This window comes from Streptomyces capitiformicae (assembly GCF_002214185.1).
GTDB classification, from domain to species: Bacteria; Actinomycetota; Actinomycetes; order Streptomycetales; family Streptomycetaceae; genus Streptomyces; species Streptomyces capitiformicae.
This window is the reverse complement of record NZ_CP022161.1, coordinates 8,352,644-8,379,604: the sequence shown is the minus strand read 5'-3', so window position 1 is coordinate 8,379,604 and position 26,961 is coordinate 8,352,644. Positions and strand designations below refer to the sequence as shown.

Genomic DNA, 26,961 nt, shown 5'->3' with positions numbered 1-26,961 from the left:
CCTCAGTACGCCAGCGAGCGGTCGACGGCGTCGAGCACCCGGTCCAGGCCCGGCAGGTACTCCTCCTCCAGACGGGCCGGCGGATACGGGGCGTGATACCCACCGACCCGGAGGACCGGGGCCTCCAGGTGGTAGAAGCACCGCTCGGTGATGCGGGCGGCGATCTCCGCGCCCGAGCCGAAGAACACCGGAGCCTCATGGACCACCACCAGGCGGCCCGTCTTCTCCACCGACGTCTGGATCGAGTCGAAGTCGAGCGGGGACACCGAGCGGAGGTCCAGGACCTCAAGGGACCTGCCCTCCTCGGCGGCCGCGTCGGCGACCTCCTGGCAGAGCTTCACCATGGGGCCGTACGCGGCGAGCGTGAGGTCCGTGCCCTCCCGGACGACCCGGGCCTTGTGCAGGGGGCCGGGGATCGCGTCCGGGTTGACCTCGGCCTTGTCCCAGTAGCGCCGCTTGGGCTCGAAGAAGATCACCGGGTCGTCGCTCTGGATGGCCTGCTGCATCATCCAGTAGGCGTCCGACGCGTTGGAGGGGCTGACCACCTTCAGACCCGCCACATGGGCGAACAGCGCCTCCGGGGACTCGGAGTGGTGCTCGACCGCGCCGATGCCGCCGCCGTAGGGGATGCGGACGACGACCGGGAGCTTGACCTTGCCCAACGCGCGCGCGTGCATCTTCGCGAGCTGGGTGACGATCTGGTCGTACGCCGGGAAGACGAAGCCGTCGAACTGGATCTCGACCACCGGGCGGTAGCCGCGCAGGGCGAGGCCGATGGCCGTGCCGACGATGCCCGACTCGGCGAGCGGCGTGTCGATGACCCGGTCCTCGCCGAAGTCCTTCTGGAGGCCGTCGGTCACCCGGAAAACACCGCCGAGCTTGCCGACGTCCTCGCCCATGATGAGGACCTTGGGGTCGGCTTCGAGGGCCCTGCGCAGCGACTCGTTGATCGCCTTGGCGACCGCCAGGCTCTTCACGGCGGAGTGCCCGGCCGTCTGCGCGGCTGTCTGCGTGGTCATCGCTACTTGCCCTCCTCTTCGTCCACATCGGCGAACGACGCCTGGTACGCGGCGAACTGGGCGCGCTCCTCGTCCACGAGCGCGTGTCCGTCCGCGTACGCGTTCTCGAAGATGGCGAAGTGGTCCGGGTCGGGCATGGCACGCACCACTTCGCGCACTCGCCTTCCCAACGCCTCGCTCTCGGCTTCGAGTTCCGCGAAAAATCCCTCGTTCGTGTCCGTTTCGGACTCGAGGTAGCCGCGCAGACGCGCGATCGGATCCTTGGCCTCCCAGGCCACCCGCTCGTCGTCGTGCCGATAGCGGGTCGGATCGTCGGAGGTGGTGTGGGCGCCCATGCGGTACGTGTACGCCTCGACCAGGGTCGGTCCCTCACCCCGGCGGGCCCGCTCCAGCGCCCACTTGGTGACCGCGAGGCAGGCCAGTACGTCGTTGCCGTCGACCCGTACGCCCGGGAAGCCGAAACCCTGGGCGCGCTGGTAGAGCGGGACGCGGGTCTGCTTCTCGGTGGGCTCGGAGATGGCCCACTGGTTGTTCTGACAGAAGAACACGACCGGCGCGTTGTAGACCGCGGAGAAGGTGAACGCCTCGGCGACGTCACCCTGGCTGGAGGCGCCGTCGCCGAAGTAGGCGATGACCGCCGAGTCGGCGCCGTCCTTGGCGACGCCCATCGCGTAGCCCGTGGCGTGCAGCGTCTGGGAGCCGATGACGATCGTGTAGAGGTGGAAGTTGTTGGTGGTCGGGTCCCAGCCGCCGTTGTTCACGCCGCGGAACATGCCGAGCAGATTGGTCGGGTCGACGCCGCGGCACCAGGCGACGCCGTGCTCGCGGTAGGTCGGGAAGACGTAGTCGTCCTCGCGGGTGGCCCGCCCGGAGCCGATCTGGGCGGCCTCCTGGCCGAGCAGCGAAGCCCACAGGCCCAGCTCGCCCTGGCGCTGCAGGGAGGTGGCCTCGGCGTCGAAACGCCGGGTCAGCACCATGTCGCGGTACAGACCGCGCAGCTCGTCGGGGGTGATGTCGGCGACGTACGGGTCGTACGCGGCGGTGCCGGCGTTCTTGACGCGCTTGCCCTCGGGCGTCAGCAGCTGGACGAGTTCGGGCTCGGCGCCGGTCGTCTTCTTCGCAGCGGTGCGCCTGGTGCCGGTGGTGCCGGTCGCCTTGCCACCGGTGGTGCCGGTCTTGCCTGCGGCGCTGCGTCGCGGCTTGCGCGCGGCAGTGCTCTCCACGGTCACGTGTGCTCCTCCGTCGGTCCGGCCCCCGGGATTGCCGGGTGACCAGTGCGGCTCGCCTGATCCCGGTACCCGTGCACGGGGTGGGTGCCCTTGGCCGGGAACAGACGTGACAGGTGCCCCGGCGGGCGCCCTGCACGAGGCACGTTACCCAGTGCTCCACATTCCTGTGAAACCCTTCCTGACCTGCTATTTTCCTTGGATTTCCAAGTATTTCGGTACTGGGAGGTCCAAGTAAGTCGCGTGTGTCGGGAACAGCTGCTGGTCACAGCACTGGTTACAGCCTCGCAGGGGGCCGGAACACGGGCACGTTATCCCGGCCGACCCTGGCTCGGGAAGAGTTCTCCTTTGGAGTATCGCGAGGGTTTCGGGCGGCGTTTTTCGGCTGCGTGTCGTCGTCGGCCGCTCACACCCTGTGGGGTGAGGTCGGTTGCCGGGAAACAACACGCGCGCGTGGAGCCCTTTTCGGGCTGCACGCGCGCGTGGAGGGTGTTTCCGGGTTTCCAGGTCCTACCTGGGGCGGGTCAGTCCTCCTCGCCGCCGGTGACCTCCCCCGTCAGGCCGCCGCTGTTTCCGCTGCCGTCGCCGGGTGTCTCGGGCGTCTCGGGAACCTCTTCCGATGGCGTCGGGCTCTCCGGCTCGGCGGACGTCGGCTCCGCCTCGGTGGGCTCCCCCGTCGGCTCGCTCTGCGTCGGCGACTGACTGTAGGTCGGGGACTGGGTGTACTCAGGCGTGTAGTTCGAGCCGTTGCCCGAACTGGTGCTGTCGTGCGTCGTCTCCTCGGTCGCCTCCTCACTGGGCGACTCGCTGGCCTCCTTGTCCTTGCTGGATGTCGAGGCCGTAGGCGTCGGCGTGGTCTTCCTGTCGCCGCTGTCGCCGCCGGTGTTCTGCAGCGCCACCGCGACGCCCACCGCGACGGCGATCACCGCGAGGACGGCGAGCATCCACAGCTTGCCGCGGCCGCTGCCCCGGTTGCCGTGCCCCTCGAAGCCGCCGTCGTCCCGGCCGCCACCCCCGCCGCCGTAGCCCGGGATGATCGGCTGCGGGATCTGCGAGGTGCCCATGTCCCCGGGATGCGGCATGGCCGTCGTTCCCGCCATGCCGCCCGGCGGCATGTGCCTGCCGTCGTGCATGGTCACGGGCCCGGTGTTCCAGGTGCCGGTGTGGCCGCCCTGGTCGTACAGCATCTGCAGGCCGTACTGGACGAGGCCGCGCATCTCCTCGGCCGTCTGGAACCGGTCGTCCGGCTCCTTGGCGAGGGAGCGCATGACGAGTCCGTCGAGCTCCGGGGGCGCCGCCCCCTCCGAGACCTCGGACGGGGGCACCGGGATGTCCTGGACGTGCTGGTAGACCACCGACAGCGGGGTCTCCCCGACGAACGGCGGGCGCAGCGCGAGCAGTTCGTAGAGCAGACAGCCCGTCGCGTACAGGTCGGAGCGGTGGTCGACGGCCTTGCCGAGCGCCTGCTCCGGGGACAGGTACTGGGGCGTGCCCATGACCATGCCGGTCTGCGTCATCGTGGTGGACGCCCCGTGCAGGGCGCGCGCGATGCCGAAGTCCATCACCTTCACCGCGCCGTTGGTGGTGATGATGACGTTGGCCGGCTTGATGTCGCGGTGCACGATGCCGTGCTGGTGGGAGTACGCGAGCGCCTCGAGGACCCCCGAGACGATGATCAGCGCCTGCTCGGGGCCCGGCGCCTCCGCGTTGATCAGCAGATCGCGGATGGTGCGCCCCTCGACCAGCTCCATGACGATGTACGGAACCGGCGTACCGTTCACAACATCTTCACCGGAGTCGTAGACCGCCACGATGGAGTGGTGGTTGAGTCCGGCCACGGACTGGGCCTCGCGCGTGAAGCGGGCCTTGGAGACAGGGTCCTCGGCCAGATCGGAACGGAGCAGCTTGACCGCGACCGTACGACCGAGACGTACGTCCTCGGCCGCGAACACCTCGGCCATGCCGCCCCGGCCGAGTCTGTGGGTCAGCCGGTACCGACCGTCGCCGACAAGCCCGCCGTTGCCCCACAACTCCGGCGCGTCTGACATGCCGCCGCCAGTCGCCTCGGGGTCGGACGGGCCCTGAGAGCGCTGCTGCTGTGCCATCAGTCCTCGCCGTCGTTTCTGCCCGCGGTCCGCGCGGTTCTTGTTACGGTCTCCGTCTTACGGTCTCAGTCGGCCACGCTACAGCCTTCACGCAAGGGGCCGGTCCGAGTTGGAGCGCGACGGCTCTCGAGGGATCGCCAAGGGATCGCCGACGGGTTCAAGGTGGATTCAAGGGTTGATCGGCCATGAAACCCGCACCGCGCGCACTCGTGCAAGTTCTGTGTACCGGGCGTACGCCCCCTGTAACGCTTCCGCGACGCTTCTTTCGCGTACGGTCACGGAACGGGCACCGCGCTTGACCTGTCAGTGGCCTGGGGCAGACTTGGCCGGGAATAGTACAAAGGATCACCAGGATCTCAGGGATCACCGATCGCGGAAGCCCCAACAGCGGCTTCCGCGCGCGCCGATGGGGGACGCAGGAACATGAGCCAGGACGCCGCACAGGGCCGGTACGCGGGGCGTTCACTCGCCGGCGGCCGCTATCAGCTGCGTGACCTGCTCGGCGAGGGCGGCATGGCCTCCGTCCACCTCGCGTACGACTCGGTGCTCGACCGGCAGGTCGCGATCAAGACCCTGCACACCGATCTCGGACGTGAGCAGGCCTTCCGTGAGCGCTTCCGCCGCGAGGCCCAGGCCGTGGCGAAGCTCACGCACACCAACATCGTCTCGGTCTTCGACACCGGCGAGGACGAGCTCGACGGCATGACGACGCCGTACATCGTCATGGAGTACATCGAGGGCAAGCCGCTCGGCTCGGTGCTCGACGCGGACATCCAGCAGCTCGGCGCGATGCCCGCCGACAAGGCGCTGAAGATCACGGCGGATGTGCTGGCGGCGCTGGAGATCAGCCACGAGATGGGCCTGGTCCACCGGGACATCAAGCCGGGCAACGTGATGATGACCAAGCGGTCCGTGGTCAAGGTGATGGACTTCGGCATCGCCCGGGCCATGCAGTCGGGCGTCACGTCGATGACGCAGACCGGCATGGTCGTCGGCACCCCGCAGTACCTCTCACCGGAGCAGGCCCTCGGCCGCGGCGTGGACGCGCGTTCCGACCTGTACTCGGTCGGCATCATGCTGTTCCAACTGACCACCGGACGGCTGCCCTTCGAGGCGGACTCGCCGCTGGCGATCGCGTACGCGCACGTCCAGGAGGAGCCGGTCGCTCCCTCCGCGATCAACCGTTCCCTGCCGCCGGCCGTGGACGCCATCGTCGCCCGCGCGCTGAAGAAGAACCCGAACGAGCGGTTCCCGAGCGCCGAGGCGATGCGCGACGAGTGCCTGCGGGTCGCCGCGTCCCTCCAGCCCGTCGCGCCGAGCATCGTGCCGGGCGTGCAGACCTCCAGCGGCGCCGGGGTGTCCTCCGCCGTCTTCCCGCCGGTCGACCAGACGGGCGCACCGCAGTCGGGCAGCATCCAGACGCCGTACCAGCCGCCGTCGACGGGCGGCTACGGTCCGGCGACGCCCGCGCCGACCCCGGCGCCCGCCCCGTCGTACGGCTACCCGCAGCAGGGCGGCTACCAGACGCCGCCGCAGACCGCCGCGTACGCGCCCCAGCAGGGCACGGCCACCCCGCCGCCGTACAACATCGCGCCGCACCAGTCGTCGCTGTCGGCGGGACGTTCCGGAGGCCAGAAGAGCAACAAGGGCATCGTCATCGGCGCGATCGTGGTGTCCCTCGTCGCGATCGGCGGCCTGGTCACGGCGCTCGTGCTGAACAGCGGCACCGGCCGCCAAGAGGCCGGTGGCGACTCCGACGGGTCCCCGTCGCCGACGGCGACCGTGGTGGAGGGGCACAAGGGGCCGGACACGACCAAGGTCATCGAGAAGACCAAGTGCACGGAGCCCACGGAGTCGTACAACGACCCCAAGAAGATCATGCTCCCGGACTTCACCTTCAAGAACATCGACTCGGTGAAGGCCTGTCTGCAGGCGGCGGGTTGGCAGTACGACACCCAGGACGTCGACGAGAACACGTACGGCGAGGGGACGGTCATGGAGCAGTACCCCAGCGCCGACGATGATGTCGACCCCAAGGACATGGACACGATCATCCTCAAGGTCTCGACGGGCAACCCGGCCTGACCTCGGCTCACAGGCCAGGCTCGGCCCAGGTCACAGCCCATGGGAAGGGGCCCGGCACATCGTGTGCCGGGCCCGTTTTCGTAAGTCTTTCGTACGTCGGTGGGGGGGGTGGCCGGGGATTAGAGGTACGGGCCGCCCGAGCGGCCGAGGGTGCGCTCGTCACCGTCGCCTTCGTGGCCGCCGACGCCCGGCGGCAGGGCGCGGCGCATCTGCTCCAGCTGGGCCCTGGCGGCCATCTGCTGGGCGAACAGCGTCGTCTGGATCCCGTGGAAGAGGCCTTCGAGCCAGCCGACCAACTGGGCCTGCGCGATGCGCAGTTCCGCGTCGCTGGGGATCGCCTCGTCGGTGAAGGGCAAGGAGAGCCGCTCCAGCTCCTCGACCAGCTCGGGTGCCAGACCGTCCTCGAGTTCCTTGACCGAGCTGGCGTGGATCTCCTTCAGCCGGGCCCGGCTCGCCTCGTCGAGGGGGGCCACCCGGACCTCTTCGAGCAACTGCTTGATCATGCTGCCGATGCGCATGACCTTGGCCGGCTGTTCCACCATCTCCGTCACCGGGACCTCGCGGGAGTCCTCGTCTCCTCCGCCGCCCACCGCCATTCCGTCCTGGCCCACGACCAGGATCTGGGGCTGTTCGGGCGACCGTTCGTTCCTCGGCATCTCCATGCCGCCATTCTCTCGCACACGTACACCTCACCACCGTGGTGCCCCCGACGCAGGGTGATCCACCGTTTACGTACCAGCTGTTCGTGTCACGACCTGCGCATTTCGGTACTGGGTGGGGGTGGGGGCCTGGAGGTGTCGGATATCGGGTGCTGAGTGCCGGGACCCAGGGTGCCGAGATGCCGGGGTGGGGGTGGCGTGTGAGTCTGGGGGCGTGGCTCCTTGGCTCCGCTTGTCGCATGTGACGGGACTGGTCCTCGTCGCGGGACTGCTCGTGGTCCCGGTGGCGGGAGCCGTGCCGTCCGGGTACGCCGCCGAGCCCGACCCGGCCACCTCCTGGGCCGGCAGCCGTGCGGGCGAGGGGCGGGAGCGGCCGGGGCGCCCGGACGCCCTTCTCGAGGATCCGGCGGAGGAAGACGCGTACGCGGCCTCGCTGGAGCCCTCCGCGGAACCGGACGGCCCGGAGGCCACCGCCGTCCCCGAGCCGTCGCAGAACGCCGCGCTCCCCGTCCCGTCGTACGCCGCCCGGCCCGGAACCGGAACCACCGAGGAGCCCGTACTGCAGGCCCTCGCCCTCGGCGCCGGCCTGATGCTGATGGGCCTGGGCTTCGGACTGGCCTTCGTGGGCCTGCGGATACGGCGCGGCTGAGCGGGGGCTCGCAGCGGGGCGGGCGGCTTCTGCGACCGTCCGTACGGCGTCCCGGCGGTGCCTACGGCGCGACCAGTACGACCTTGCCGACGTGGCCACTCTCCTCCAGGACCCGGTGGGCGGCCGCCGCGTCGTTCATCGGGATCTCGCGGTCGACGACCGGCCGTACGTGACCGCCCGCTATCAGCGGCCACACGTGCTCTCGTACGGCGGCGACGATGGCCGTCTTCTCTTCGAGGGGGCGGGCGCGCAGCGAGGTCGCGCTGATCGCGGCACGCTTGGCCAGCAGGGCGCCGATGTTCAGCTCGCCCTTGACGCCGCCCTGCATGCCGATGATGGCGAGGCGGCCGTTGACGGCGAGGACGCGGATGTTGCGGTCGAGGTACTTGGCGCCCATGTTGTCGAGGATGACGTCCGCGCCCTTGCCGTCCGTGGCCCGCCTGACCTCCTCCACGAAATCCTGCTCGCGATAGTTGATCAGGATGTCGGCGCCCAGGGCGGCGCACTGTTCGAGTTTCTCCTTGCTGCCCGCGGTGACCGCGACCTTCGCACCGACCGCCTTCGCGAGCTGGACGGCCATCGTGCCGATGCCGCTGGAGCCGCCGTGCACGAGGAGGGTCTCACCGGGCCGGAGGTGCGCGATCATGAAGACGTTCGACCAGACCGTGCAGGTCACCTCGGGCAGCGCGGCCGCCTGCTTGAGGTCGAGGCCGGCGGGAACGGGCAGCAGCTGACCGCCCGGGACGACGACCTTCTCCGCGTAGCCACCGCCCGATAGCAGCGCGCACACCTCGTCGCCGACGCTCCACCCGGAGACGCCGGGCCCAATCTCCGCGACCCGCCCGGAGCACTCCAGGCCGGGGTAGGGGGAGGAGCCGGGCGGAGGATCATAGAACCCCTGCCGCTGAAGCAGGTCGGCGCGGTTCACGGCGCTCGCCACCACCTCGACGAGCACCTCACCGTCCCCGGGCGCCGGATCAGGAACCTCGTCCCAGACCAGCGCCTCGGGCCCACCGGGTTCGGGAATCGTGATCGCATACATGAGCCCGACGCTACTCCTCGGCCTCCGCCGCCCACCGCCGGTACCGCTTCCGTCTTCGGGCCCGCACGCCTGGGGCTGGCTCCGCGCCTGGGTCCCCGGGCCGCGCCTGGGTCTGGGGGCCGCGCCTGGGTCTGGGGGCCGCGCCTGGGTCTGGGGGCCTTCGGGGGCCGGGAGCTGTCCCTCGGTCCCCCTTCGGCGCCGTCCTTGAGGCTCGGGAACCTTCCTTGAGGCCGGGAGCCTTCCCTGAGGCCGGGAGCCGTCCCTGAGGCCGGGAGCCGTCCCTGAGGCCGGGAGCCTTCCCTGAGGCCGGGAGCCTTCCCTGAGGCCGGGAGCCGTCCCTGAGGCCGGGAGCCGTCCCCGAGGCCGGGAGCCGTCCCTGAGGCCGGGAGCCGTCCCCGAGGCCGGGAGCCGTCCCTGAGGCCGGGAACCCCCCTTCAGTCCCGGTGGAGTACGAACTCCGCACCCCGCCGGTAGCCTGAAACCAGGCAACTCGACTCCACGCAACTCGGGACAGTCCGGAGCCTCCATCAGACCCGGAGCGCTTCACATCGAAACGGCTCCCGCAGTCACGTACATAACCAGATGGGAGGCCGTCGCGTGACGACTGCTGTGCCCCTGCCCCGCTCCCTGCTCACCCTGACCGCCGCCCTTCTCCTGTGAGGTCCGTCCGCAGGCCAGGTGCCCTGTGGGTGGTCTTGGAGCGTTTCGCCTGTGAGTGATGGTTGTCAGGAGTGGTCCTCGGTCGCCGGGGGTGCGTTGTTGAGATCGGCGAGGTCTTGGGGCGTCAGTTCTAGGTCCGCTGCGTGAATGTTGTCCCGTAGGTACGTCGGGCGGGTAGTACCGGGGATGGGGATGATGTGCTGGCCCTGGGCGAGAGTCCAGGCGAGAGCGATCTGGGCCGGGGTCACGGCGTGGCGCTCTGCCACCGTGCGCAGGACGGTGACGATCTGTAGGTTCGCTGCGCGGGCCGGAGGGGTGAAGCGGGGGTGGCGGGCGCGCAGGTCGCTGGGCGGGAAGGGGGTGTTGGGGGTGATGGTGCCGGTGAGGAATCCGCGTCCCAGGGGCGCGAAGGGGACGAACAAGGCACCGTTGCGGGCGCACCAGCCGACGGTGTCCTCCTCATGTGCCCGGGTGCCGAGCGATAGTCGAGACCAAAGGGAGAGCTCGGACTGGATGGCGGCGACGGGGTGGATGCGATGTGCCTGTTCGGCCTCCTGGGTGCGGACGTCCGAGAGGCCGAGGTGGCCTATCTTGCCCTCTGCCACCATTTCGGCGAGGGCGCCCCAGCTGTCCTCCAGAGGCACGGCCGGGTCGATACGGTGCAGGTAGCACAGGTCCACGGTGTCGGTACGCAGGCGGCGCAGGCTCGCCTCGACCGCGTTGCGCAGGTGTGTTGGTCTGCCGTCGCGATGCAGCGCCATGGCCGCGAGGTCGTCCACGACCAAGCCGACCTTGGTGGCGAGGAACGCCTCGCAGCGGCGGAGGCCCAAGGTCTGGCCGATCAGCGTCTCGTTGTGACCTTCACCGTATACGCCCGCGGTGTCCAGGAGTGTGACGCCAAGGTCCAAGGCTGTGTGCAGCAGCGCGGCTGAAGCCTGGTCGTCGGGTTGCGGGCGGGCGTACATCCAGGGGCTCATTCCGGCACAGCCCAGGCCGACGGCTCCGAGCGGCCGTCCGGAGGGCAGGAAGGGTCTGGTCTTCGTGTTCATCGGTCAGCCGCTGTTTCCTCGTCCGGTGTGTCATTCACGCGGTGGCCGGCACGAAAAACGGCGCGGATCCAATCACATGATCAGCAGCTCACGCTACCCTGCCCCGGAAGCCCAACCAGCAACCAGGGCGTCGGCGAGGGCTTGCCAAGTCATGTGGCCGTAGCGCCACCACACCGGCCCGTGCGGGCCGTGGGCCGCGAGCAGGCGCAGGGTGGTGGCCAGCATCGGCACCATGCCCGTGTAGTCGCGGTAACCGCCCGGCGTCGGATCGTCGGGGGTGTGGGCGTCGTTGTTCCACTGCCCGCGCCTGTGCTCGCGGGCGAGTTCGCCGACCTCGCGCATGCAGGTCTGCATGGCGAGCTGCCCGATGTAGCTGTAGTAGCCCCCCGTCGTGGATCACCCGCACGGCCCACGCCCGGACGAGGGCGAGGACCAGGTCGTCCGCGGTCTCGGCGGCCGCCGCCTCGCTCGCCAGGGCCAGCCACCGCTCCCGACCGCAGGCCAACCCCCTGGATTCGTTCTTCACCGCGGTGACCCCGTTGGCCAGCAGGGCTGCGGTCAGGGCCAGCGCCCGGCGGGACACGTCGAGACCGGTGGCCTGGGAGATCGCGGGACGTAGGCGACCGAGTCGTGTGCGTCCACCGCGGCCCAGTCGTCGATGATCCTGCGGGAGTGGAGCGCGGAGTCAAACGCCTCATGCATCCGGGGGTCCGGCTCTCGCTGGAACGCGTCGAGTTCGAAGTCCCCGCCGCCCGCCTCCTCGACCACCCGGCTGATGACATCGGGATCCAGTGCCCACGCCGACCGCGCACAGCACGTGCCTCGGCGTCACACCGGACGCCGGGACCACGAAGCGCGTGCCATCGATGACGTGTCCTTGCCACACCTTGCCCATCTGCCCAGCACCGCAGATGTGCGTACGACGTTGTGATCTCCATGGCACCAACAGACATGGTGGTCCAGCCCGTTCACGCGGTTCCCCCTCGTCACCGGGAAAGCAGGAGCGCGGGAAACGGTCAGCCACGACAGTTTGCCACGGCGAACTCTCGGGCTTCGTGGGGGTCGCCTCTCAGGTGTCGCCGTACGCCTTCGTCACGTCGCGTGCTTTCCGTTATGGGCGACGTGTCGGTGCGTCTCCTGTAGCACGACCCCGTCCAGAGGTCAGGGGACGGAGGGAACGGAGGAGCAACGCTGTTTCTGCGGTCTTCACCCATCTTGACACCCGCTTTAACCCCGCTCTAACTTTTGCCGAATCCACGAATGATGTCCGATATGTCGAACGAGATGTCATTCGTGAGTCACTGCCCAGTCGCCCTCGCTTCCGCTCCGCGACGTGAAACAAGGATGTCTCTGTCATGAGCGTTGCTCCCGCCACTGCCGGCATGGAACAGATCGCCCCCCGGCGTTTCTCCACGGCCACGGCGCTCGCTGTCCTCGCCCCAGCGAGACGGCCGGGACGGGTACGGCCACTCCCCTCGCGCGCGTCAGCGACGTCGGCGCCTCGGGCACTGACCTGGCCCTGATCGGACAACGCGCCATCGGCACAGCCACCGGCTTCCAGTGGTCACGCGCCCGGAATCACATTGCCGCCCCGTCCCGGCACCCGTAGAAAGAAAAGACAGGACACGCACATGGCAAGGCTGCTCACCCGGCTCGCGGCGATATTCCTCGCCGTCGGCCTCTTCTTCACCTCCCAATCCCTGGCCGCACCCGAGCGGGCGGCCGCCGCGGACCCGGGCTACCTGATGCTGCACTTCACCGGGGAGGGTTCTGCCGGTCAGCAGATGTACCTCGCGCACAGCGCGGACGGCCTGCACTGGAACGACCTCAACGGTGGAGCGCCGATCCTGCGCTCCACGGTCGGCACCAAGGGCGTGCGTGACCCCGCGCTGGTGAGGTCCCCTGACGGCAGCAAGTACTGGATCATCGCGACCGACCTGTGTTGGGGCTGCGGCTCGACGGTGGACGGCTCCATCAACAACGGCAGCCGCAGCATCGTGGTGTGGGAGTCGACGGATCTGGTCAGCTGGTCGGAGCCGTGGCTGCTCAACGTGGCCGGCGCGATCCCTGACGGGCGCAACGCCTGGGCGCCGGAGGCGATCTGGAACCCGGAGACCAACGACTACGTCCTGTACTGGGCGACGAACGTGCCCCTCGACGGCAAGACCAAGCACCGCATCTTCTACGCCCGCACCAGCGACTTCCGCTCCATCACCACCCCGCAGATCTACATCGACCGGCCCGGTGCCCAGGAACTCATCGACACCCAGATCGTCGAGGTCCCGGCCGGTGTCGGCAACTACCGTTACGTACGGGCCTCCGGTGACGGACAGATCACCCTCGAAGGCAGCAACTCGATCCTCGGGACGTGGACCAATCTCGGCAACCTCTCCGGCATCGGCCTGACCGGCGCCCAGGTCGAGGGCCCGATGTGGATGAAGTTCCGCGACCGCAACGAGTGGACCCTGTACCTCGACCAGTACGCCTCCCGCGGCGGGTACATGCCGGTCACGACGACCAATCCCTCCGCCGTCGGCACCTACCAGCTCCCGGCATCGGGCAGCTACAGCCTGGGCGTCAACAAGAAGCGCCACGGCTCGATCATGACGCTCACCGCCGCGGAGGAAACCCGGGTCCTCGCCCGGTACGTCAACACCCCCGCCAAGCGGCTCCAGTCGTTCAACTTCCAGGACCGGTACGTCCGGCACGCCAACTTCGACGTGCGCATCGACCAGAACATCACCAGCGACGACGCCAAGTTCCGGATCCGGCCCGGTCTGGCGGGCTCCGGCACCGTCTCCTTCGAGTCGGTGAACTTCCCCGGCTACTTCCTGCGCCACGCCAACTACGACTTCCAGCTGGTCCGCAACGACGGCACCGCCCAGTTCGCCGCGGACGCCACCTTCAAGCAGGTCGCTGGCCTCGCCGAGCCCACCTGGTCCTCCTTCCAGTCCTACAACCACCCCGACCGCTACATCCGCCACTACGCCTACCAACTGAAGCTCGACCCGATCACCACCGCGACAGGGCGCGGCGACGCCACCTTCCGCGTGACGGACTGATCCGACCCGACAAGGTGGGGGCGCCTGCACGGCGCCCCCACCCACCGATCGCTCCACCAGACCGAAAGGAGCTGTCCGGCATGCCGGATACTTTTCGAACGCGCGGCGTGACAGCACAGCGCCGCCCGAGTTTCCGGCAGGGCGCTCTGGCCGCCGTGGCGGCCGCCGTCTCGTTTCTGGCGGCGTCGTCGATCCGGCGGCCCCTGCCCGGGCGGCGGAGATCACCGACGGCCTGGCCCTCTGGTACAAGCTCGACGCCACCTCGGGCACGGTGGCGGCGGACGCCTCGGGCAATGGCCGGGACGGAACCGTGAATGGCACCGGCGGCTGGTCCGGTTCCGGTGAAGGGGGCCGCCGGCTGCGCCTGTCCGCCGAGCCCGTCACCGGACCGGCCGGCACGACGGACGCCGTGGTGGTCGCGGCCGTCGACATCTCCGGGCACCTGGACAGCCACGGGCGGCTGAGGCTGTTCCTCACCATCGCCTGTGCGGTCCTGGTAGCCCTTTCGGCCATGGCCGGCCGCTGGCTCGCCGGACGCGCCGTCCGGCCGGCGCTCACGGCACTCGACCAGCAAGAGGCCTTCTTCGCCGACGCCGCCCACGACCTGCGCACACCCGTCACCTCGATGCGGTTGCTCGCCGAGACCGGCCTGCGCGGGGAGGCGGACAGCCACGAAGTGCTGCGCCGCACACTGCGCCAGTCCACCCGGATGAGCGAGCTGGTCGACGACCTGCTCACCCGCGCCCGGCTGATGGCCGGCGCCGTCCCGCTGGAACGGGAGCCACTACGGCTCGACCAGCTCGTCGATGCCGTCGTCGCCGACACCCCGACTCACGGGCACCGGGTAACCGTCCGGGCCGAAGCCGTGGTCGTCCTCGCCGACGCGGGACTGCTGCGCCGTGCCGTCGCCAACCTGCTGGGCAACGCGCTCACCCACGGCCACACCCCGGGTGAGCTGGACGCCTCACCGAATCCTCCGGTTCCACCGAGCAGACTTCCCGCGGTCCCCCGAACAGCAGGCGACGAGCAAAGGGCGTGCACCACCGGTTCTACGGGACTGGGTCGCAGGCGCACGGAGCGAGGAATCGGTTTCATGGCCGGATGCGGGAACACATGGTGGCCGAGCGGTTCTACTGACCTTCGCGGCGTGATGTCGTTGGGGGCAGACGATGAATCGTCGCGGTATGCCTGAACGGCAGGCGTTTCGCGAGCGAATCCGGCTGGAGGCCGCGGAGCGATTCGCTGCGGGTGCCGCCGATGCCGAGGTCGCCAAGGACCTACGGGTAAGTGTGCGCTCGGTGCGGCGTCGGCGCCGGGCGTGGCACGACGCCGGCACCGAGGGGCTGCGGTCTGCCGGGCCCACGTCACGGCCCAAGCTGAGTGAGGCCCTGTTCACCGTGCTCGAGCAGGAGCTCGCCAAGGCGCCGGTTCCGCACGAGCATGACGCTGTCGGCGATCGCGCGGATGCCGCACGGGCACGGTTTCAATCACCAGGTCCCGGCCCGCCGGGCGATCGAGCGCGACGAGGAGGCCGTGGCGGGCTGGGTGACTGAGACCTGGCCACAGGTGGAAGGCCCCGGCCCGCCCGTACAGCCTCGGGATTGACGGTTGGTTCCGGGCGGGCCGCATCCGGCGGCTATGGAGTTCGGCCCTGCAGTGAAGCGCCCAGGAAAGGCGTGGCACCCATCCTGGCCGTTTGGCGGCAGTGCGATAGCGGCACGGCTGCACCGCTGAGTTGTCACACGCTTCTGAGACCCTCTCAAGCGGGACGGGCGCATGGGCAGAGAGGCGCTACGTCGGCTTCGAGGGAATGCGCGGATGCAGGGCACCCGGCAGCTCGCGTGCCTGGGTGGAGTGCGCAACGGCCGGGATTCAGTCGAACAGCCCCAGGTGCAGACCCGGTTGTTGGAGTGGCCCTGTCCGACGGCAGAACATCGCACGCGGTGGAGCGGGTCACTCCGCGGGAGTGGTGTATCGACGGCCACTCGGTGATCTCTTCTTTGAGGCTAGTCGGTCGGGAGGGCGGTCTCGTAAGTTTCTGACTCGATCGGGTGGAGGCGGGCCTTGGCCAGGAGGCCGAGGCCATGTATCGACGGGTTTCGGTCCAATCGTCGTTCTGCTCGGCCAGCACCGCTCCGACCAGGCGGATCAGGGCGGGGTGGTCGGGGAAGATGCCGACCCCATCGGTGCGGCGGCGGACCTCCTTGTTCAGCCGTTCCTGGGATGGGATTCTCGCCGGCGTCGCAGCGGAACCGGAGGACCGGATCCGGAGCAACGCCGCTACCTGTCGTCGCCCTTCGCTGCGATGGCACGGTCCAGAACGTCGTGTTCGGCCCAGCTTCCGTGGAAGCCGAACGGCACCCGGCTGGGGAGCTTGACCCGGGCCAGCGGGGTGCGGCGCAGGTCGGCCGCGTCATGGACGAGGAGCTCGCTCAGGTCGGTGGCGCGGTTCCACCACAGCGAGAGCAGGTAGCCGTCGTCCTCGCCGCGGGCGTTCTCACGGGCCACGAAGACCGGTTCGCTCGGGCTGGTCAGGCCGTCGGGTCCTTCAACGACGGTGGTGCTGTCGAGAAGGTAGTCGTGACGGGCGAGGCCGTCGGACATGGTGTCGTCGGCCAGGCTGCGCGTGGTGACGAAGTAGCCGTAGCGGTGGGGCCGACCCGTGTAGGCGTCGTTGATCTTCGGGAACTCGCCGAAGACGCCGCTGATCATCTCCTCCGTGGCCCGTCCGGTCGCCAGGTCGACGCGCCAGCGGTAGGGCAGCGCCGGCGGGAACCACTCGTGGGAGCCCACCGGCGTGGAGAGACGGTCGACCGGGCTGCCGAGGCGGCTGATCCGGTGCCCGTCGACGATCAGCTCACCGTCCTGCTCGTAGGCATTGTAGAAGTGGGTGTTGGCCCAGTGGCCGCCGAGCTCGTGCCAGGTGATCTCATGGGTGTGGCGGTTCATCAGGACGATCTGGACGCCGTGTTCAAGGGAGCTCTCGTCCCAGACGACGCCGGGCCTGCTCTGGGCCACCAGGTCGAGGCGGAACTGGGCGGGCGTGACAAAGAAGATCGCGTACGTGTCGCTCACCGCGAAGTCGTGCATGAGGACCGGCACGCCGATGTCGAAGGAATGCGAGTCCTTGATCTCGGCCGTCTTCACGTCGGCGCGGTACCAGGTGATGGTGGGTCCGACCGCGGCGAAGAACAGCATGTCGCCGGTGTCCGGGTCGGTCTTGTAGTGGCCGGTGCACAGGACGTCGACGCCGCCGTGGAAGTCGTACGTGCCGAGGGTGCGCAGCGTCTCGGGGTCCAGCGCGTGCGGCAGTCCGCCGTCGAAGTAGACAAGCAGGTGGTCGTCGAAGAGGCCGGCGTTGATGTTGGCGACGTTCTTGGCGCGCGGGGCGCCCTTGGGCAGTCGGCCCTGGGTGCCGCCGTTGACGAAGCCGCTGTAGATCGCCTCGCCGGCCTCCACCTCGACCTTCATCGAGTCGGTCTGGACCCAGCGGGTGCGGTAGGCGGCCTTGCCTTCGCGGAGATAGACACCGCATACCATGCCGTCGCCCTCCCACCAGTGGTAGCGGTCGGTGTTGCGGGGCTGGAAGCGGGGATTGGAGGAGACGCGGAACAGCGCGCCCGCGAGGTCGGACGGTATCTCGCCGTCCACCTCCAGGTCGTACGCCTCGTTCTCCTCCGTCCAGGGCGCGAAGGGGCCGTTGAGGAACCTGTTGCCGGTGTGCCAGTCGGCTCCGGCGCCGACGGGGCTCTCTCCGGTACCGCGGGGAACGACGGTCATGGGGTTCGCGGGCATGGGGCTCTCCGTGCGGGTTGGTGTGTCGGGGCGGTCAGAACGGGTAGCGCGGGAGTTCGCCGCGTACGGTGACCCACTGCTGTTCAGTGAAGGCCTCGAGGTTGGCGACGGAGCCACCGTGACGGGCGCCGGTGCCGGAGTCGCCGACGCCGCCGAAGGGGATGTTCGGTTCGTCGTTGACCGTCTGGTCGTTGATGTGGACCAGTCCGGTGGGCACGCGGTCCGCCAGGGCGAGGCCCTTCGCGACGTCCCGGGTGAGGATACCGAGGGACAGTCCGTACTCGGTGCCGGCGGCGAGCCCGGCCGCCTCGTCCAGGTCCCGGAAGGGGACGACGGGCGCGACGGGACCGAAGATCTCCTCGGCGTACGCGGGCGCGGTGAGCGGTACGCCGGTGAGCACGGTGGGCCGGTAGAACAGGCCCTCGTAGGTGCCACCCGCGGCAAGCCGGGCGCCGGCCTCGACCGTGTCCGTGACGATGCGGTGGACGTTGTCGCGCTGAGCGCTGTCGATGAGCGGTCCGACGGCGACGTCCTCGGTGGCCGGGTCGCCCACCCTGAGCGCGTCGGCGTGCTGGGCGAGCAGAGCGGTGTAGTCGTCGGCGACCGAGGCGTGGACGAGGTGACGGCTGCTGGCCATGCAGATCTGGCCGGCGTGGACGAAGGACCCCCAGGCGCCCACCGAGGCAGCCTGCTCCAGGTCGACGTCGTCCATCACGACGAGCGCGGAGTTCCCGCCCAGTTCCAGGTGGACCCGCTTGAGGTGCCGGGCCGCGGCGATACCGATGGCGCGCCCGGCCCGAGTGGAACCCGTGAACGCGATGACAGGAACCTGCGGATGTTCCACGACGGCTGCCCCGACGTCCGCCCCGCCGGGCAGGACATGCAGCAGACCGGCAGGCAGGCCCGCCTCTTCGAAGACACGGGCGAAGACGGCACCGCCGCTGATCGCGGTGCGGGGGTCCGGCTTGAGGACGACCGCGTTGCCGAGGGCGAGCGCCGGGGCCACGGCCCGCATGGCCAGGATGATCGGCACGTTGAACGGGGCGATGACGCCGACGACCCCGACGGGGGTGCGGCGGGAGAAGGACAGCCGCTGCTGCCCGGAACGCAGCAGCTCACCGTAGGGCGCCCCGGCCAGGGCGGCGGCCTCGAAGCACTCCTCCGCACCACCGCTGCTGACCTGCAGGGCGGCGAACGGCCGAATCGCACCGGACTCCCGTACCAGCCAGGTCTCGATCTCCTGCTGGTGCTCCTCGAAGAGACGCGCGGCGCGGCGCAGGACAGCGGCACGGTCGGAATACGGCCGCGCGGCCCACTCCCGCTGGGCCCGCACCGCCCGCTCCACCGCCCTGTCCACGTCGGCCGGTGTGGCGGTGCCGACGCGGCCCAACGTCTTGCCGGTCGCGGGCTCGACGGCGTCGTACTCCTCGCCGGTGCCGATGATCCACTCACCCGAGCCAGAGAAGATGCGGCCTTCCCAGGTGCTGCTGTCCAGAAGAGTCATGGTGTCCCGTTCCATGTCAGGGGCTGTTACGGCTGTGCCCTCGGGGCTGATGGTCAGGCGCTGGGGAGCGACTTGACGGAGTTCGGGGCGCCGGCCGGTGCGGTGGCCGCCTCCTGGGCGGACGTGCCGACGGCCATGGCATCAGCGGCTCCGCTGTGCCGCAGGGCGAGAGCGGCGATTACCGCGCCTGCCAGGGCGGCGCCAGCGCAGACGTACATGCTGAGATCAAGGCCCGATTCGAGGGTCTCGCGGGCGAGCGGGGCCACGGCGCCCGATAGGCTGCCGAGGTCGGCGTTGGCGACTGCGAGTGCGCCTCCTTCGGTGTTGACGGCCTCGGCTACGCCCAGAGCCTGTGGCGGAAGGCCGGAGGAAGCGAGCTTGTCGGCCAGGCCGCTGCTCGCCGTGCCGAGTGCGACGGCGCCGACGACCGCGGGGCCGAGGGCCTGCCCGGTCTCTCGGACGAGGCTGGTGACCGCGCTGGCCATGCCGGCGTACCGGATGTCGACCGTGCCGACCGCGACGGCCGTCAGCGACGAGAACATCGTGATGAAGCCGACTCCCATCAGCAGGATCGGTCCGGTCATGGACGCGAGGCCCGTCGCGTCGCCCGGCAGCAGTGCCATCCAGAACTCTCCGGCGGCGAGCGACAGCAGCCCGCCGACCAGCAGGGTGCGGGGGTGCACGTGCTGCAGCAGTTTCGGCAGGAACGGGGTGAGCAGCAGCGGGACCGCCTGAACGAGCGCGAAGGGCAGAGCGGCCTGGAACGGGGAGACGTGGTGGACAGCCTCCAACTTTATGCTGAGCGCATAGGCCGTGCCGATGAAGCCGAACAGGGCGAGCAGTCCGATGGCGGCGGCCGCGGCGAAGGCGGGGGTGCGGAACAGGTCCAGGCGCAGCATCGGCGCCCGTGATCTGCGCTCCACGGCGAGGAACGCCGTGAAGGAGGCGGCGGCGAGGACGAAGGCGAGCACGATGTGGGGCTCGGAGTAGCCGTCGCTCGCGCCCTCGATGACGGCGTAGAGCAGCGCCAGCAGGGACACGGCGATGGTGAGCTGGCCGGGCCGGTCGAGGCCGCGGTCGGCGGTGGCCTGGCGGGAGTCGACGACCCAGCGACCGCTGACGGCGGAGGTGACCAGGCCGAGCACCGCGAGCGGAACGAAAGCCCAGCCCCAGTGGGCGTGCTCGGCGATGAAGCCGCTGATCAGCGGGGCGATCATCGCGCCGAAGGCGAGGCTGAGTGCCCAGTACGACAGGGCCCTGGCGCGGGCGACGGGCTCCCAGGTGCCCGCGACGATCACCGCCAGCGAGGAGGGGAAGATCGCTGCGGCTCCCAGGCCGGCCATCGCCTGGCCGGCGATCAGCTGGGTCATCGAGCCCGCGGTGGCGACGACCAGGCAGCCGGCCGTGATCAGCAGCCCGCCGAGGACCAGCAGGCGCTTTCGTCCGAACAGGTCGCCGAGGACACCGAAGTTCAGCTCCAGGATGGCCGTCGGGAGGATGAACGCGGCCGGGATCCAGGCCAGGGCGGCGGCCGACGCCCCGAGGTCCTGCTGTATCTCACCGATGAGCGGCGAGGCCAGGGGAATGCCGATCTGAGCCACGCAGATGGCGAAGCAGGCCGCCACCAGCGTGGCGCGGCCCAGCGGAGCGGGCGTGTTCGGAGAGGGAGCGGGGCTCTCGGCAGCGGGATCGGTCATGAGGGATGCCTCCGGCGGTGCTCCGTGGACGCCGTTGACTGAGCGACGCACCGGACACCATGTCTCGGAAACCCGGACTTGGGTTTCATTTGGCAGGACCGTGCACTGCGGACTTGCCTCCAGTCAAGGGGCATGAAGGCGGAATTTTGCGATTGACGACCGGAGATCCGACCGCTAGCGTCCTATAAATCAGTTACTCAGTCCTGATATTGGAGACAGTATGAGCATCACTGGGCTCGGGCACACCGGCTTCTGGGTCGACGACCTCGAAAAGATGCGCGACTTCTACAGCCGGGTCCTGGGGCTGACGGTGACCGATGAGGACGAGGAGCGGCGCATCGTGTTCTTCTCGTCCCGCCCGGACGAGGAGCACCACGAGTTCGTGCTCCAGGAGGGCCGGACCGCCCCAGCCGGAAGCAAGCTCACGCACCAGGTGTCTTGGCGGGTGGACTCACTGGAGTCGATCATCGACTTCCACCACCGGTTCCGCGCCGAGGGCATCGAGGTCCAGCAGGAGGTCACCCACGGCAACGCGATCGGGATCTACTTCTTCGATCCCGAGGGCAACCGCAACGAGGTCTACCTCCGCCTGGAGCGTGACGTGCGCCAGCCGTTCCGCAAGAGCATCGATCTGGACCTGTCCCCCGAGGAGATCATGGCCGAGGTCGAGCGGCTGCTGACCGAGGGCGGACCGGCCTACCAGCCGGTCCAGTAGTCCCATGCCCACGACATCCGAGACGCCGCCTGTCCTGGTCGTCGGCGCCGGACCGACCGGGCTGACGGCCGCCCATCTGCTCGGCTCGCGAGGTGTACGGGTGCTGCTGGTGGAGCGCAACACCACCACAAGCAACGACGCCAAGGCGATCAGCCTCGACGACGAGTCCCTCCGTACCCTGCAGTCGGCCGGCGGCCTGGACGAGGCGGTCTACCCGATCCTTGTGCCGGGCACCGGCACGAGATACTTCGGCGTGGGCGGGCGGCCGCTCGTGCACGCCCGGGGCACTGGCGACCAGCGCCTGGGACATCCGTTCAAGAACCCCTTCGCCCAGCCCGACCTGGAGCGGGTGCTGTGTACGCAGCTGCGCCGCCTGCCCGGCGTCGACGTCCGTTTCGGCACCCGGCTGACCGCCCTCGCCCAGCACCCCGACCGGGTGCGCGTGTCCCTGCGAACAGGCGGGGAGGACGGGCCGGTCGAGGAGTTGGACGTCTCGTACGTCCTCGGCTGCGACGGCGGCCGCAGCACCGTGCGCGACCTGCTGTCCGTCCCCATGCGGGGACGCAGCTTCCCTGACGTGTGGCTGGTGGCCGACACCCTCGAGGACACGCACGACCAGCGTTACGGCATGCACCACGGCGACCCCGACCGACCCGTCGTCATCGTCCCGGGCCAGGACGGGCGTTGCCGCTACGAGTTCCGCCTCAAGCCGGGCGAGTGCGAGGCCGGTACCTCTCCCCCGTTCGCCCTCGTGCGCGAACTCCTGCGGCCCCACCGGGAGATAACGCCCGACCAGATCGAGCGCGCGGTCGCCTACAGCTTCCACGCGTTGCTGGCCGACCGGCTGCGCGAGGGCCGCTGCTTCCTGCTCGGCGACGCCGCGCACATGATGCCGCCGTTCGCCGGCCAGGGCCTCAACTCCGGGATCCGGGACGCGGCCAACCTGTGCTGGAAGATCTCCGAGGTGTTGGCGGGCCGGGCCGGTGACGCGATGCTCGACACCTACGACAGCGAGCGGCGCCCGCACGCCCGCGCCGTGATCGACCTCTCCGTGCGCCTCGGCCGGATCGTCATGACCACCAGCCGCCCGCGTGCCCTGCTGCGCGACGCGCTGGTGCGCACTGCCATGCACATCCCGCCGGCTCGCCGCTACCTCACCGAGATGCGCTACCGCCCCGACACCCGGCTACGGGCGGGGGCCGTCCTCCCGACGAACGGCGCGGGCAGTGGGCTGGTCGGCACGATGCTGCCGCAGCCACGGGTGCTGCACGGACCGCACCACCGCCCCGCACGGCTCGACGACATCCTCGGACAGGGCTGGAGCCTGCTGGGGATCGGCGTGAGCGACACCGACTGGGCAACCGTCGTCCGGGCCGGCCTCCCCGAGGCCACCGCCGTGGATGTCTTCCTGGACGACCGCACACCGCGTGACCGGGCCGGCCGAACGGGGATCGCCGACGCCGACGGCCGACTCGACGCCCTCCTCGCCGGGCTGACCGGATCCTTCGTCCTCGTACGTCCTGACCGGTTCGTGGCCGCCGTATTCGCCCCCGATCGGGCCCAGTACGTCGGCGTGACGCTGCGGCGCTTCGCACGCCCCCGCCCCACCACGGGCACCACCACCGCCACCTCCGATCTCGCCCCCGAGATCCCGTACGACTCCCCAGGAGTACCCCGATGAGACTGAGCACCGTCCGTATCGCCGACGACCGCGTGACCTCCGCCGCCCGGCAGGAAGGCGACGAACTCGTCCTGCTCCCCTACGCCGACGTGGGCGCGCTGCTTGCAACCGGCGACGACTGGCACGAGCGTGCGGCCTCCGCCGACGGCGAGCGCCTGCCCCTGGCCGAGTCGTCACTCGCCCCACTGGTCCCCCACCCGAACAAGATCGTCTGCCTGGGTCTCAACTACGCCACGCACATCAAGGAGATGGGCCGCCCCACCCCCGCCCATCCCACCCTCTTCGCGAAATACGACGGCTCCCTGATCGGCGCCCACGACGACATCCACACGCCGCCGGTCAGCGACGATCTCGACTGGGAAGCCGAGTTGGCAGTCGTCGTCGGACGCCCCGGCCGCCACGTGCCGCGCGAGAGGGCCCTGGAGTATGTCGCCGGCTACACGGTCGCCAACGACATCACCGTGCGGGACTGGCAGCACCGTACCCGTGAGTTCCTCTCCGGCAAGACCTTCGAGGCCACCACCCCGGTCGGGCCCGCGCTCGTCACCCCCGACGAGCTCCCGCCCGGTGCCTCGGGGTTGGACATCTCCTGCAGCGTCGACGGGCACACCATGCAGAAGTCCAACACCGCGGACCTGCTCTTCGACGTGGCCGAGACCGTCGCGTACATCAGCACCATCATCACGCTGCTGCCCGGCGACCTGATCCTCACCGGCACCCCGGGCGGCGTGGGCGCCGGTCGCGATCCGAAGGTGTTCCTTCGCCCCGGACAGGAACTGATCACCACGGTGGAAGGCATCGGGGAACTCCGCAACACCGTCATCAAGGAACAGCTGTGAACCATGACCGCAGGAAAACCGGCGGCCATGCGGCACCGCAGGGTCTCCACCGGCCCACGCCCACCCACTAGAGTTCTCGTATGTCAGGAAACATGTCTCCCAGCTACCGCGAGCGCAACTCCACGGCCGACCGGGCGCTGGACATCCTGACCATGTTCGACGACGTCCATCTCGTCGTCTCCGGAGCCGCCGTGGCCGAGCGGCTCGGCGTGGCGCGCTCCACCGCGTACCGCTACCTCCAGAGTCTGGTGGCCGGGCGTTTCCTCGAAGAAGCCCCGGGCGGCGGCTTCCGGCTCGGCCTACGAGTGTTGGAGATCGCCCGACTGGCCCGCCACAGCTACGGTCTCTCCGAGGTCGCGGTGCCGTCGATGGAATCGCTCGCCGAGGAGGTGCACGAAACCGTGCTGCTGACCCGGCGCACCGGCGACCTGGTGGTCTGCGTCGACCGCGCGGAAAGCACCCGCGCGGTGCGGATCTCGTACGAGCGCGGCAGCGCCCTGCCGATCAACGCCGGCGCCTCCGCCCTCGTCCTGCTGGCCTGGAGCCCGGACGACGAAGCCCGCGGGCTGCTGCAGAGCGCCGAACTGCGCCGCTTCACCTCGGCCACCCTCACCGACGTCGACGCCCTGATGGAACGACTCGGCCGGATCCGCCGCATCGGCTACTCCGTCACCCGGGGCGAACTGGATCCCGACGTGGTCGGCATCGCTGCCCCGATCCGGGACGAGAACAAGCGGGTGGTCGCGGCGGTCAGCGTGGCCGCCCTCGCCTCCCGGGTCTACCCGGAGGCGGAGACGGAGATCGCTCAGAAGGTCCTGGCCACCGCGCAGGAGATCAGCGAGCGGATGGCCGTCGTCGCGGGCTGACCCCTGGTCCTGCTCCGTCCGGGCGGGGTGGCGCGGCAAGCCGTGCCAGGGCTCGAGCGTGCGCCTGGCACACAGTTTTTCAGTATCACGGCACAGTCGACGGTCTGTCGGACCGTCGGGCCCCGTACCAGCGCGAGCACCGCGCATCATCTCTGGCACCCGAAGACACCGACTCATCAACGGCCCTGCACGAAGTCGGCTGCGGGAAGGACCAGGCGGAAGGTGCAGCCCTCGCCCGGGACTGCGTCGAGTTCGAGGCGGCCGCCGTGGCTCTGGGCGATGGCCGCGGCGATGGCGAGGCCGAGGTACGTCCCGGCCGGTCGGTGCCGCCGGTTCTGGGTCCGGTCTCTGTCGTGCCCACCCGCGCGTGGACACGGGTGGGCGGCTGGGTGTGGATGCGGGCGTTGCGCAGCGGGTTCTCCAGGATCTGGCCCAGTCGGCGCGGGTCGCCGAATATCTCGGCCACGTCGATTTCCTCGGTGCCGCTCGGATCTGCCGATGGCGGCAAAGCCACCACCTTTCTTTCTGCGGAAACTCACCCGAGTCGGCCCCGTGCTGACCAAACTCGCCTGCCCCCAGCGAGTTCTGTCAGCGACTGACCACGACGCAAGGCAACGACTCCGAGCCATAGCGTCAACACGGAAACCACAGGGATAACAGCCCAGGTCAGCGAGCGTGCGCGGCGCCTGGTGCCTGCCCGGCCGTCACCGGAAGTGGGGTGCGGTGATTCCACCGTCTGGTTTGGGCAGCGACCGCGTCCTACTGTCAGAAAACCGCAGCTCGTGGCGAAATTCTGCGCGACGGCAGTCAAAGGAGACGGCTTCATGGCAAGGACTTTTCCACCCGAAATCACCATGGGAATGGACGAGCCGTGCCGGTTCGATATCGAGGTGTTCGATCTGGAGGTCGTCGAGGGCACAGTACCCGCGGACATCGATGGTCTGTTCGTCCAGGCGGTTCCCGACCAGGTGTATGTTCCCGAGGTCCCGGTGCTGTGGCCGATGACCACCGCTGCGGGCGGGGACGGTGCGGTACGCGCGTTCCGAATCAAGGACGGCTGCGTCGACTTCCGGACCCGCTATGTACGCACCGAGCGTTTTCTGCTCGAGCGCGAGGCCCGCCGATCCCTTTACGGGAATTACCGGGATCCGTACTCCGACGACCCGAGCGTCGCCGGCGCGAGCCGTACGACGGCGAACACCGCCATCTACTTCCACGCCGGCCGGATGCTGGCGTCGAAGGAAGACGGACTGCCGTACGAGATCGATCCCGTAACCCTCGAGACCCGGGGCGTGTGGGATGCGCACGGTGATATCACGAGTCTTACCTTCACGGCCCACCCGAAATTCGACTCGGACACCGGCGAGATGTTCGGTTTCGGTTACGCCGCGAAAGGCGAGACCACACGCGACATCGCCTACTACGTGATCGACGCCTCGGGCAAGGTGATCCACGAGACCTGGTTCGAGGCACCGTACTCGGCCATGATCCACGATTGCGCGCTGACCGAGAACTTCATGCTCTTCCCGGTCATGCCCATTACCAGCGACCTCGACCGTCTGAAGGCCGGCGGCCCGCACTTCGTGTACGACGGCGACCTTCCGCAGGTCTTCGGAGTCATTCCGCGCTTCGGCGATGCTTCCGAGGTGCGCTGGTTCCAGGCCCCGCCGGCCTTTCCCGGCCACACGATCAACGCCTACGAGGAGGACGGCGTCATCGTCTTCGACCTGTACGAGGCGGACGGCAACGGCTTCGCACCGGTCGTGCCCGACAAGAACGGCAGGCCGACGCCTCCTGGCAGCGTCACCACACGGCACGTGCGCTGGCACATCGACTACCACACCGGCGAGGAGCGGCTCACCGAGCGGGAGGTGCTGGCAGTCGTCAACGGCGAAGGGCCGCACATCGACCCGCATCGCGAGTCGAAGCCGTACCGCCACGTCTTCGTGCCGACGCTCGACCGCGACAAGCTCGAGACCGACGTCAACGGCCGCCCCTATCCGGTGATGTTCAACCAGCTCAGCCACTTCGATCTGGTGGCCGGGACCCGTGACGACTGGTATCCCGGGCCGGCCGCGACGTTCCAGGACCCTGTGTACTTCACCAAGTCCCCTGAGTCCGCGGAGGACGACGGCTATCTGATCGCCACGCTCAACTGGCCGACGGAAAAGCGCAGCGAACTCGTCATCCTCGACACGCTCGACCTTGCAAGCGGGCCGGTCGCCCGGCTGCGGCTTCCTGTACGCATGCGCCTCGGCATCCATTCAACGTGGATCGACGGCGCCCTCGTCCCCTCCTGGAGGTGACC

22 protein-coding genes and 2 pseudogenes are annotated in these 26,961 nt (G+C 69.5%); 11 read left to right on the top strand and 13 right to left on the bottom strand.

Annotation, left to right across the window (positions count from 1 at the left end; translation table 11 throughout):
• Positions 1–2: 2 nt before the first annotated feature.
• The 3 genes from CES90_RS37675 to CES90_RS37665 all read right to left on the bottom strand — a co-directional run bounded on the left by CES90_RS37675 (position 3) and on the right by CES90_RS37665 (position 4,350).
• Positions 3–1,019: an alpha-ketoacid dehydrogenase subunit beta gene (locus tag CES90_RS37675; RefSeq protein ID WP_189780828.1), complete on the bottom strand. Its 1,017-nt coding sequence runs from the start codon at positions 1,017–1,019 to the stop codon at positions 3–5.
• A 2-nt stretch (positions 1,020–1,021) separates the two neighbouring features.
• Positions 1,022–2,248 (bottom strand): pyruvate dehydrogenase (acetyl-transferring) E1 component subunit alpha, encoded by a 1,227-nt coding sequence (gene pdhA / locus CES90_RS37670; RefSeq protein ID WP_189780829.1) that lies wholly within the window; start codon positions 2,246–2,248, stop codon positions 1,022–1,024.
• A gap of 521 nt (positions 2,249–2,769) precedes the next feature.
• Complete coding sequence (locus CES90_RS37665) at positions 2,770–4,350, bottom strand: protein kinase domain-containing protein (RefSeq protein WP_189780830.1); 1,581 nt, start codon at positions 4,348–4,350, stop codon at positions 2,770–2,772.
• 423 nt (positions 4,351–4,773) lie between these two features.
• Here CES90_RS37665 and CES90_RS37660 point away from each other — a divergent pair, with 423 nt between their 5' ends.
• A complete protein-coding gene (locus tag CES90_RS37660; RefSeq protein ID WP_189780831.1) occupies positions 4,774–6,435 on the top strand; it encodes a protein kinase domain-containing protein in 1,662 nt (553 codons plus the stop codon).
• A gap of 119 nt (positions 6,436–6,554) precedes the next feature.
• On the opposite strand, the gene CES90_RS37655 is transcribed toward CES90_RS37660, so the two are convergent.
• On the bottom strand, positions 6,555–7,097 hold the full coding sequence (locus CES90_RS37655) for a bacterial proteasome activator family protein (protein WP_189780832.1): 543 nt from the start codon (positions 7,095–7,097) through the stop codon (positions 6,555–6,557).
• A gap of 238 nt (positions 7,098–7,335) precedes the next feature.
• Here CES90_RS37655 and CES90_RS37650 point away from each other — a divergent pair, with 238 nt between their 5' ends.
• Complete coding sequence (locus CES90_RS37650; protein WP_229913582.1) at positions 7,336–7,743, top strand: hypothetical protein; 408 nt, start codon at positions 7,336–7,338, stop codon at positions 7,741–7,743.
• Between the two features lie 61 nt (positions 7,744–7,804).
• Here the strand turns inward: CES90_RS37650 and CES90_RS37645 are convergent, their stop codons facing one another.
• From CES90_RS37645 to CES90_RS37630, 4 genes are all read right to left on the bottom strand, one after another.
• A complete protein-coding gene (locus tag CES90_RS37645) occupies positions 7,805–8,785 on the bottom strand; it encodes an NAD(P)H-quinone oxidoreductase (protein ID WP_189780834.1) in 981 nt (326 codons plus the stop codon).
• A 725-nt stretch (positions 8,786–9,510) separates the two neighbouring features.
• On the bottom strand, positions 9,511–10,494 hold the full coding sequence (locus CES90_RS37640; RefSeq protein WP_107467889.1) for an aldo/keto reductase: 984 nt from the start codon (positions 10,492–10,494) through the stop codon (positions 9,511–9,513).
• Positions 10,495–10,587: 93 nt separating this feature from the next.
• Positions 10,588–10,848 carry a hypothetical protein gene (locus CES90_RS37635; RefSeq protein WP_055539549.1) on the bottom strand — a complete coding sequence of 87 codons (261 nt, stop codon included), beginning with the start codon at positions 10,846–10,848 and terminating at the stop codon, positions 10,588–10,590.
• A 204-nt stretch (positions 10,849–11,052) separates the two neighbouring features.
• Positions 11,053–11,262 carry a hypothetical protein gene (locus CES90_RS37630; protein ID WP_107467890.1) on the bottom strand — a complete coding sequence of 70 codons (210 nt, stop codon included), beginning with the start codon at positions 11,260–11,262 and terminating at the stop codon, positions 11,053–11,055.
• 863 nt (positions 11,263–12,125) lie between these two features.
• Between CES90_RS37630 and CES90_RS37625 the strand changes: the two genes are divergently transcribed.
• The 4 genes and pseudogenes from CES90_RS37625 to CES90_RS50405 all read left to right on the top strand — a co-directional run bounded on the left by CES90_RS37625 (position 12,126) and on the right by CES90_RS50405 (position 15,161).
• Complete coding sequence (locus CES90_RS37625) at positions 12,126–13,556, top strand: glycoside hydrolase family 43 protein (RefSeq protein WP_189784344.1); 1,431 nt, start codon at positions 12,126–12,128, stop codon at positions 13,554–13,556.
• 310 nt (positions 13,557–13,866) lie between these two features.
• Entirely contained in the window at positions 13,867–14,748 is an 882-nt protein-coding gene (locus CES90_RS37620) for a sensor histidine kinase (RefSeq protein ID WP_229913971.1), read from the top strand.
• Positions 14,726–14,893, top strand: a pseudogene (locus tag CES90_RS50410) (helix-turn-helix domain-containing protein); the annotation flags it as partial. The gene CES90_RS37620 and the pseudogene CES90_RS50410, both read left to right, overlap by 23 nt.
• A gap of 103 nt (positions 14,894–14,996) precedes the next feature.
• Positions 14,997–15,161: a helix-turn-helix domain-containing protein gene (locus CES90_RS50405; protein WP_308408372.1), complete on the top strand. Its 165-nt coding sequence runs from the start codon at positions 14,997–14,999 to the stop codon at positions 15,159–15,161.
• A 401-nt stretch (positions 15,162–15,562) separates the two neighbouring features.
• On the opposite strand, the pseudogene CES90_RS52500 reads toward CES90_RS50405, so the two are convergent.
• From CES90_RS52500 to CES90_RS37595, 4 genes and pseudogenes are all read right to left on the bottom strand, one after another.
• Positions 15,563–15,774 (bottom strand): annotated as a pseudogene (locus tag CES90_RS52500) (transposase); the annotation flags it as partial.
• 62 nt (positions 15,775–15,836) lie between these two features.
• A complete protein-coding gene (locus CES90_RS37605) occupies positions 15,837–17,351 on the bottom strand; it encodes a carotenoid oxygenase family protein (protein ID WP_079054921.1) in 1,515 nt (504 codons plus the stop codon).
• 34 nt (positions 17,352–17,385) lie between these two features.
• A complete protein-coding gene (locus tag CES90_RS37600; protein ID WP_055539553.1) occupies positions 17,386–18,855 on the bottom strand; it encodes a benzaldehyde dehydrogenase in 1,470 nt (489 codons plus the stop codon).
• Between the two features lie 53 nt (positions 18,856–18,908).
• Entirely contained in the window at positions 18,909–20,552 is a 1,644-nt protein-coding gene (locus CES90_RS37595) for an MFS transporter (protein WP_055539554.1), read from the bottom strand.
• Between the two features lie 220 nt (positions 20,553–20,772).
• On the opposite strand from CES90_RS37595, the gene CES90_RS37590 reads away from it, so the two are divergent.
• The 4 genes from CES90_RS37590 to CES90_RS37575 all read left to right on the top strand — a co-directional run bounded on the left by CES90_RS37590 (position 20,773) and on the right by CES90_RS37575 (position 24,653).
• On the top strand, positions 20,773–21,267 hold the full coding sequence (locus tag CES90_RS37590) for a VOC family protein (protein WP_055539555.1): 495 nt from the start codon (positions 20,773–20,775) through the stop codon (positions 21,265–21,267).
• A 4-nt stretch (positions 21,268–21,271) separates the two neighbouring features.
• Positions 21,272–22,948, top strand: a complete 1,677-nt coding sequence (locus tag CES90_RS37585) for a bifunctional 3-(3-hydroxy-phenyl)propionate/3-hydroxycinnamic acid hydroxylase (protein WP_189784345.1) — start codon at positions 21,272–21,274, stop codon at positions 22,946–22,948.
• Positions 22,945–23,787 carry a fumarylacetoacetate hydrolase family protein gene (locus CES90_RS37580; RefSeq protein WP_189784346.1) on the top strand — a complete coding sequence of 281 codons (843 nt, stop codon included), beginning with the start codon at positions 22,945–22,947 and terminating at the stop codon, positions 23,785–23,787. The genes CES90_RS37585 and CES90_RS37580 overlap by 4 nt, the downstream gene beginning before the upstream one ends.
• Positions 23,788–23,867: 80 nt before the next feature.
• A complete protein-coding gene (locus CES90_RS37575) occupies positions 23,868–24,653 on the top strand; it encodes an IclR family transcriptional regulator (RefSeq protein ID WP_107467897.1) in 786 nt (261 codons plus the stop codon).
• A 176-nt stretch (positions 24,654–24,829) separates the two neighbouring features.
• Here the strand turns inward: CES90_RS37575 and CES90_RS50400 are convergent, their stop codons facing one another.
• Positions 24,830–25,282: an ATP-binding protein gene (locus CES90_RS50400; RefSeq protein ID WP_332836409.1), complete on the bottom strand. Its 453-nt coding sequence runs from the start codon at positions 25,280–25,282 to the stop codon at positions 24,830–24,832.
• Positions 25,283–25,477: 195 nt separating this feature from the next.
• Here CES90_RS50400 and CES90_RS37570 point away from each other — a divergent pair, with 195 nt between their 5' ends.
• Positions 25,478–26,959 (top strand): carotenoid oxygenase family protein, encoded by a 1,482-nt coding sequence (locus CES90_RS37570; RefSeq protein ID WP_189784347.1) that lies wholly within the window; start codon positions 25,478–25,480, stop codon positions 26,957–26,959.
• The last annotated feature ends 2 nt before the right edge of the window (positions 26,960–26,961 follow it).

What these genes read in the sequence shown, in the direction of transcription:
- CES90_RS37675 (WP_189780828.1), bottom strand. Translation starts at nt 1,019, where the DNA reads ATGACCACGCAGACAGCCGCGCAGACGGCCGGGCACTCCGCCGTGAAG.
- CES90_RS37665 (WP_189780830.1), bottom strand. Translation starts at nt 4,350, where the DNA reads ATGGCACAGCAGCAGCGCTCTCAGGGCCCGTCCGACCCCGAGGCGACT.
- CES90_RS37660 (WP_189780831.1), top strand. Translation starts at nt 4,774, where the DNA reads ATGAGCCAGGACGCCGCACAGGGCCGGTACGCGGGGCGTTCACTCGCC.
- CES90_RS37655 (WP_189780832.1), bottom strand. Translation starts at nt 7,097, where the DNA reads ATGGAGATGCCGAGGAACGAACGGTCGCCCGAACAGCCCCAGATCCTG.
- CES90_RS37645 (WP_189780834.1), bottom strand. Translation starts at nt 8,785, where the DNA reads ATGTATGCGATCACGATTCCCGAACCCGGTGGGCCCGAGGCGCTGGTC.
- CES90_RS37640 (WP_107467889.1), bottom strand. Translation starts at nt 10,494, where the DNA reads ATGAACACGAAGACCAGACCCTTCCTGCCCTCCGGACGGCCGCTCGGA.
- CES90_RS37635 (WP_055539549.1), bottom strand. Translation starts at nt 10,848, where the DNA reads ATGCAGACCTGCATGCGCGAGGTCGGCGAACTCGCCCGCGAGCACAGG.
- CES90_RS37625 (WP_189784344.1), top strand. Translation starts at nt 12,126, where the DNA reads ATGGCAAGGCTGCTCACCCGGCTCGCGGCGATATTCCTCGCCGTCGGC.
- CES90_RS50405 (WP_308408372.1), top strand. Translation starts at nt 14,997, where the DNA reads ATGACGCTGTCGGCGATCGCGCGGATGCCGCACGGGCACGGTTTCAAT.
- CES90_RS37605 (WP_079054921.1), bottom strand. Translation starts at nt 17,351, where the DNA reads ATGCCCGCGAACCCCATGACCGTCGTTCCCCGCGGTACCGGAGAGAGC.
- CES90_RS37600 (WP_055539553.1), bottom strand. Translation starts at nt 18,855, where the DNA reads ATGACTCTTCTGGACAGCAGCACCTGGGAAGGCCGCATCTTCTCTGGC.
- CES90_RS37595 (WP_055539554.1), bottom strand. Translation starts at nt 20,552, where the DNA reads ATGACCGATCCCGCTGCCGAGAGCCCCGCTCCCTCTCCGAACACGCCC.
- CES90_RS37590 (WP_055539555.1), top strand. Translation starts at nt 20,773, where the DNA reads ATGAGCATCACTGGGCTCGGGCACACCGGCTTCTGGGTCGACGACCTC.
- CES90_RS37585 (WP_189784345.1), top strand. Translation starts at nt 21,272, where the DNA reads ATGCCCACGACATCCGAGACGCCGCCTGTCCTGGTCGTCGGCGCCGGA.
- CES90_RS37580 (WP_189784346.1), top strand. Translation starts at nt 22,945, where the DNA reads ATGAGACTGAGCACCGTCCGTATCGCCGACGACCGCGTGACCTCCGCC.
- CES90_RS37575 (WP_107467897.1), top strand. Translation starts at nt 23,868, where the DNA reads ATGTCAGGAAACATGTCTCCCAGCTACCGCGAGCGCAACTCCACGGCC.
- CES90_RS50400 (WP_332836409.1), bottom strand. Translation starts at nt 25,282, where the DNA reads ATGGCTCGGAGTCGTTGCCTTGCGTCGTGGTCAGTCGCTGACAGAACT.
- CES90_RS37570 (WP_189784347.1), top strand. Translation starts at nt 25,478, where the DNA reads ATGGCAAGGACTTTTCCACCCGAAATCACCATGGGAATGGACGAGCCG.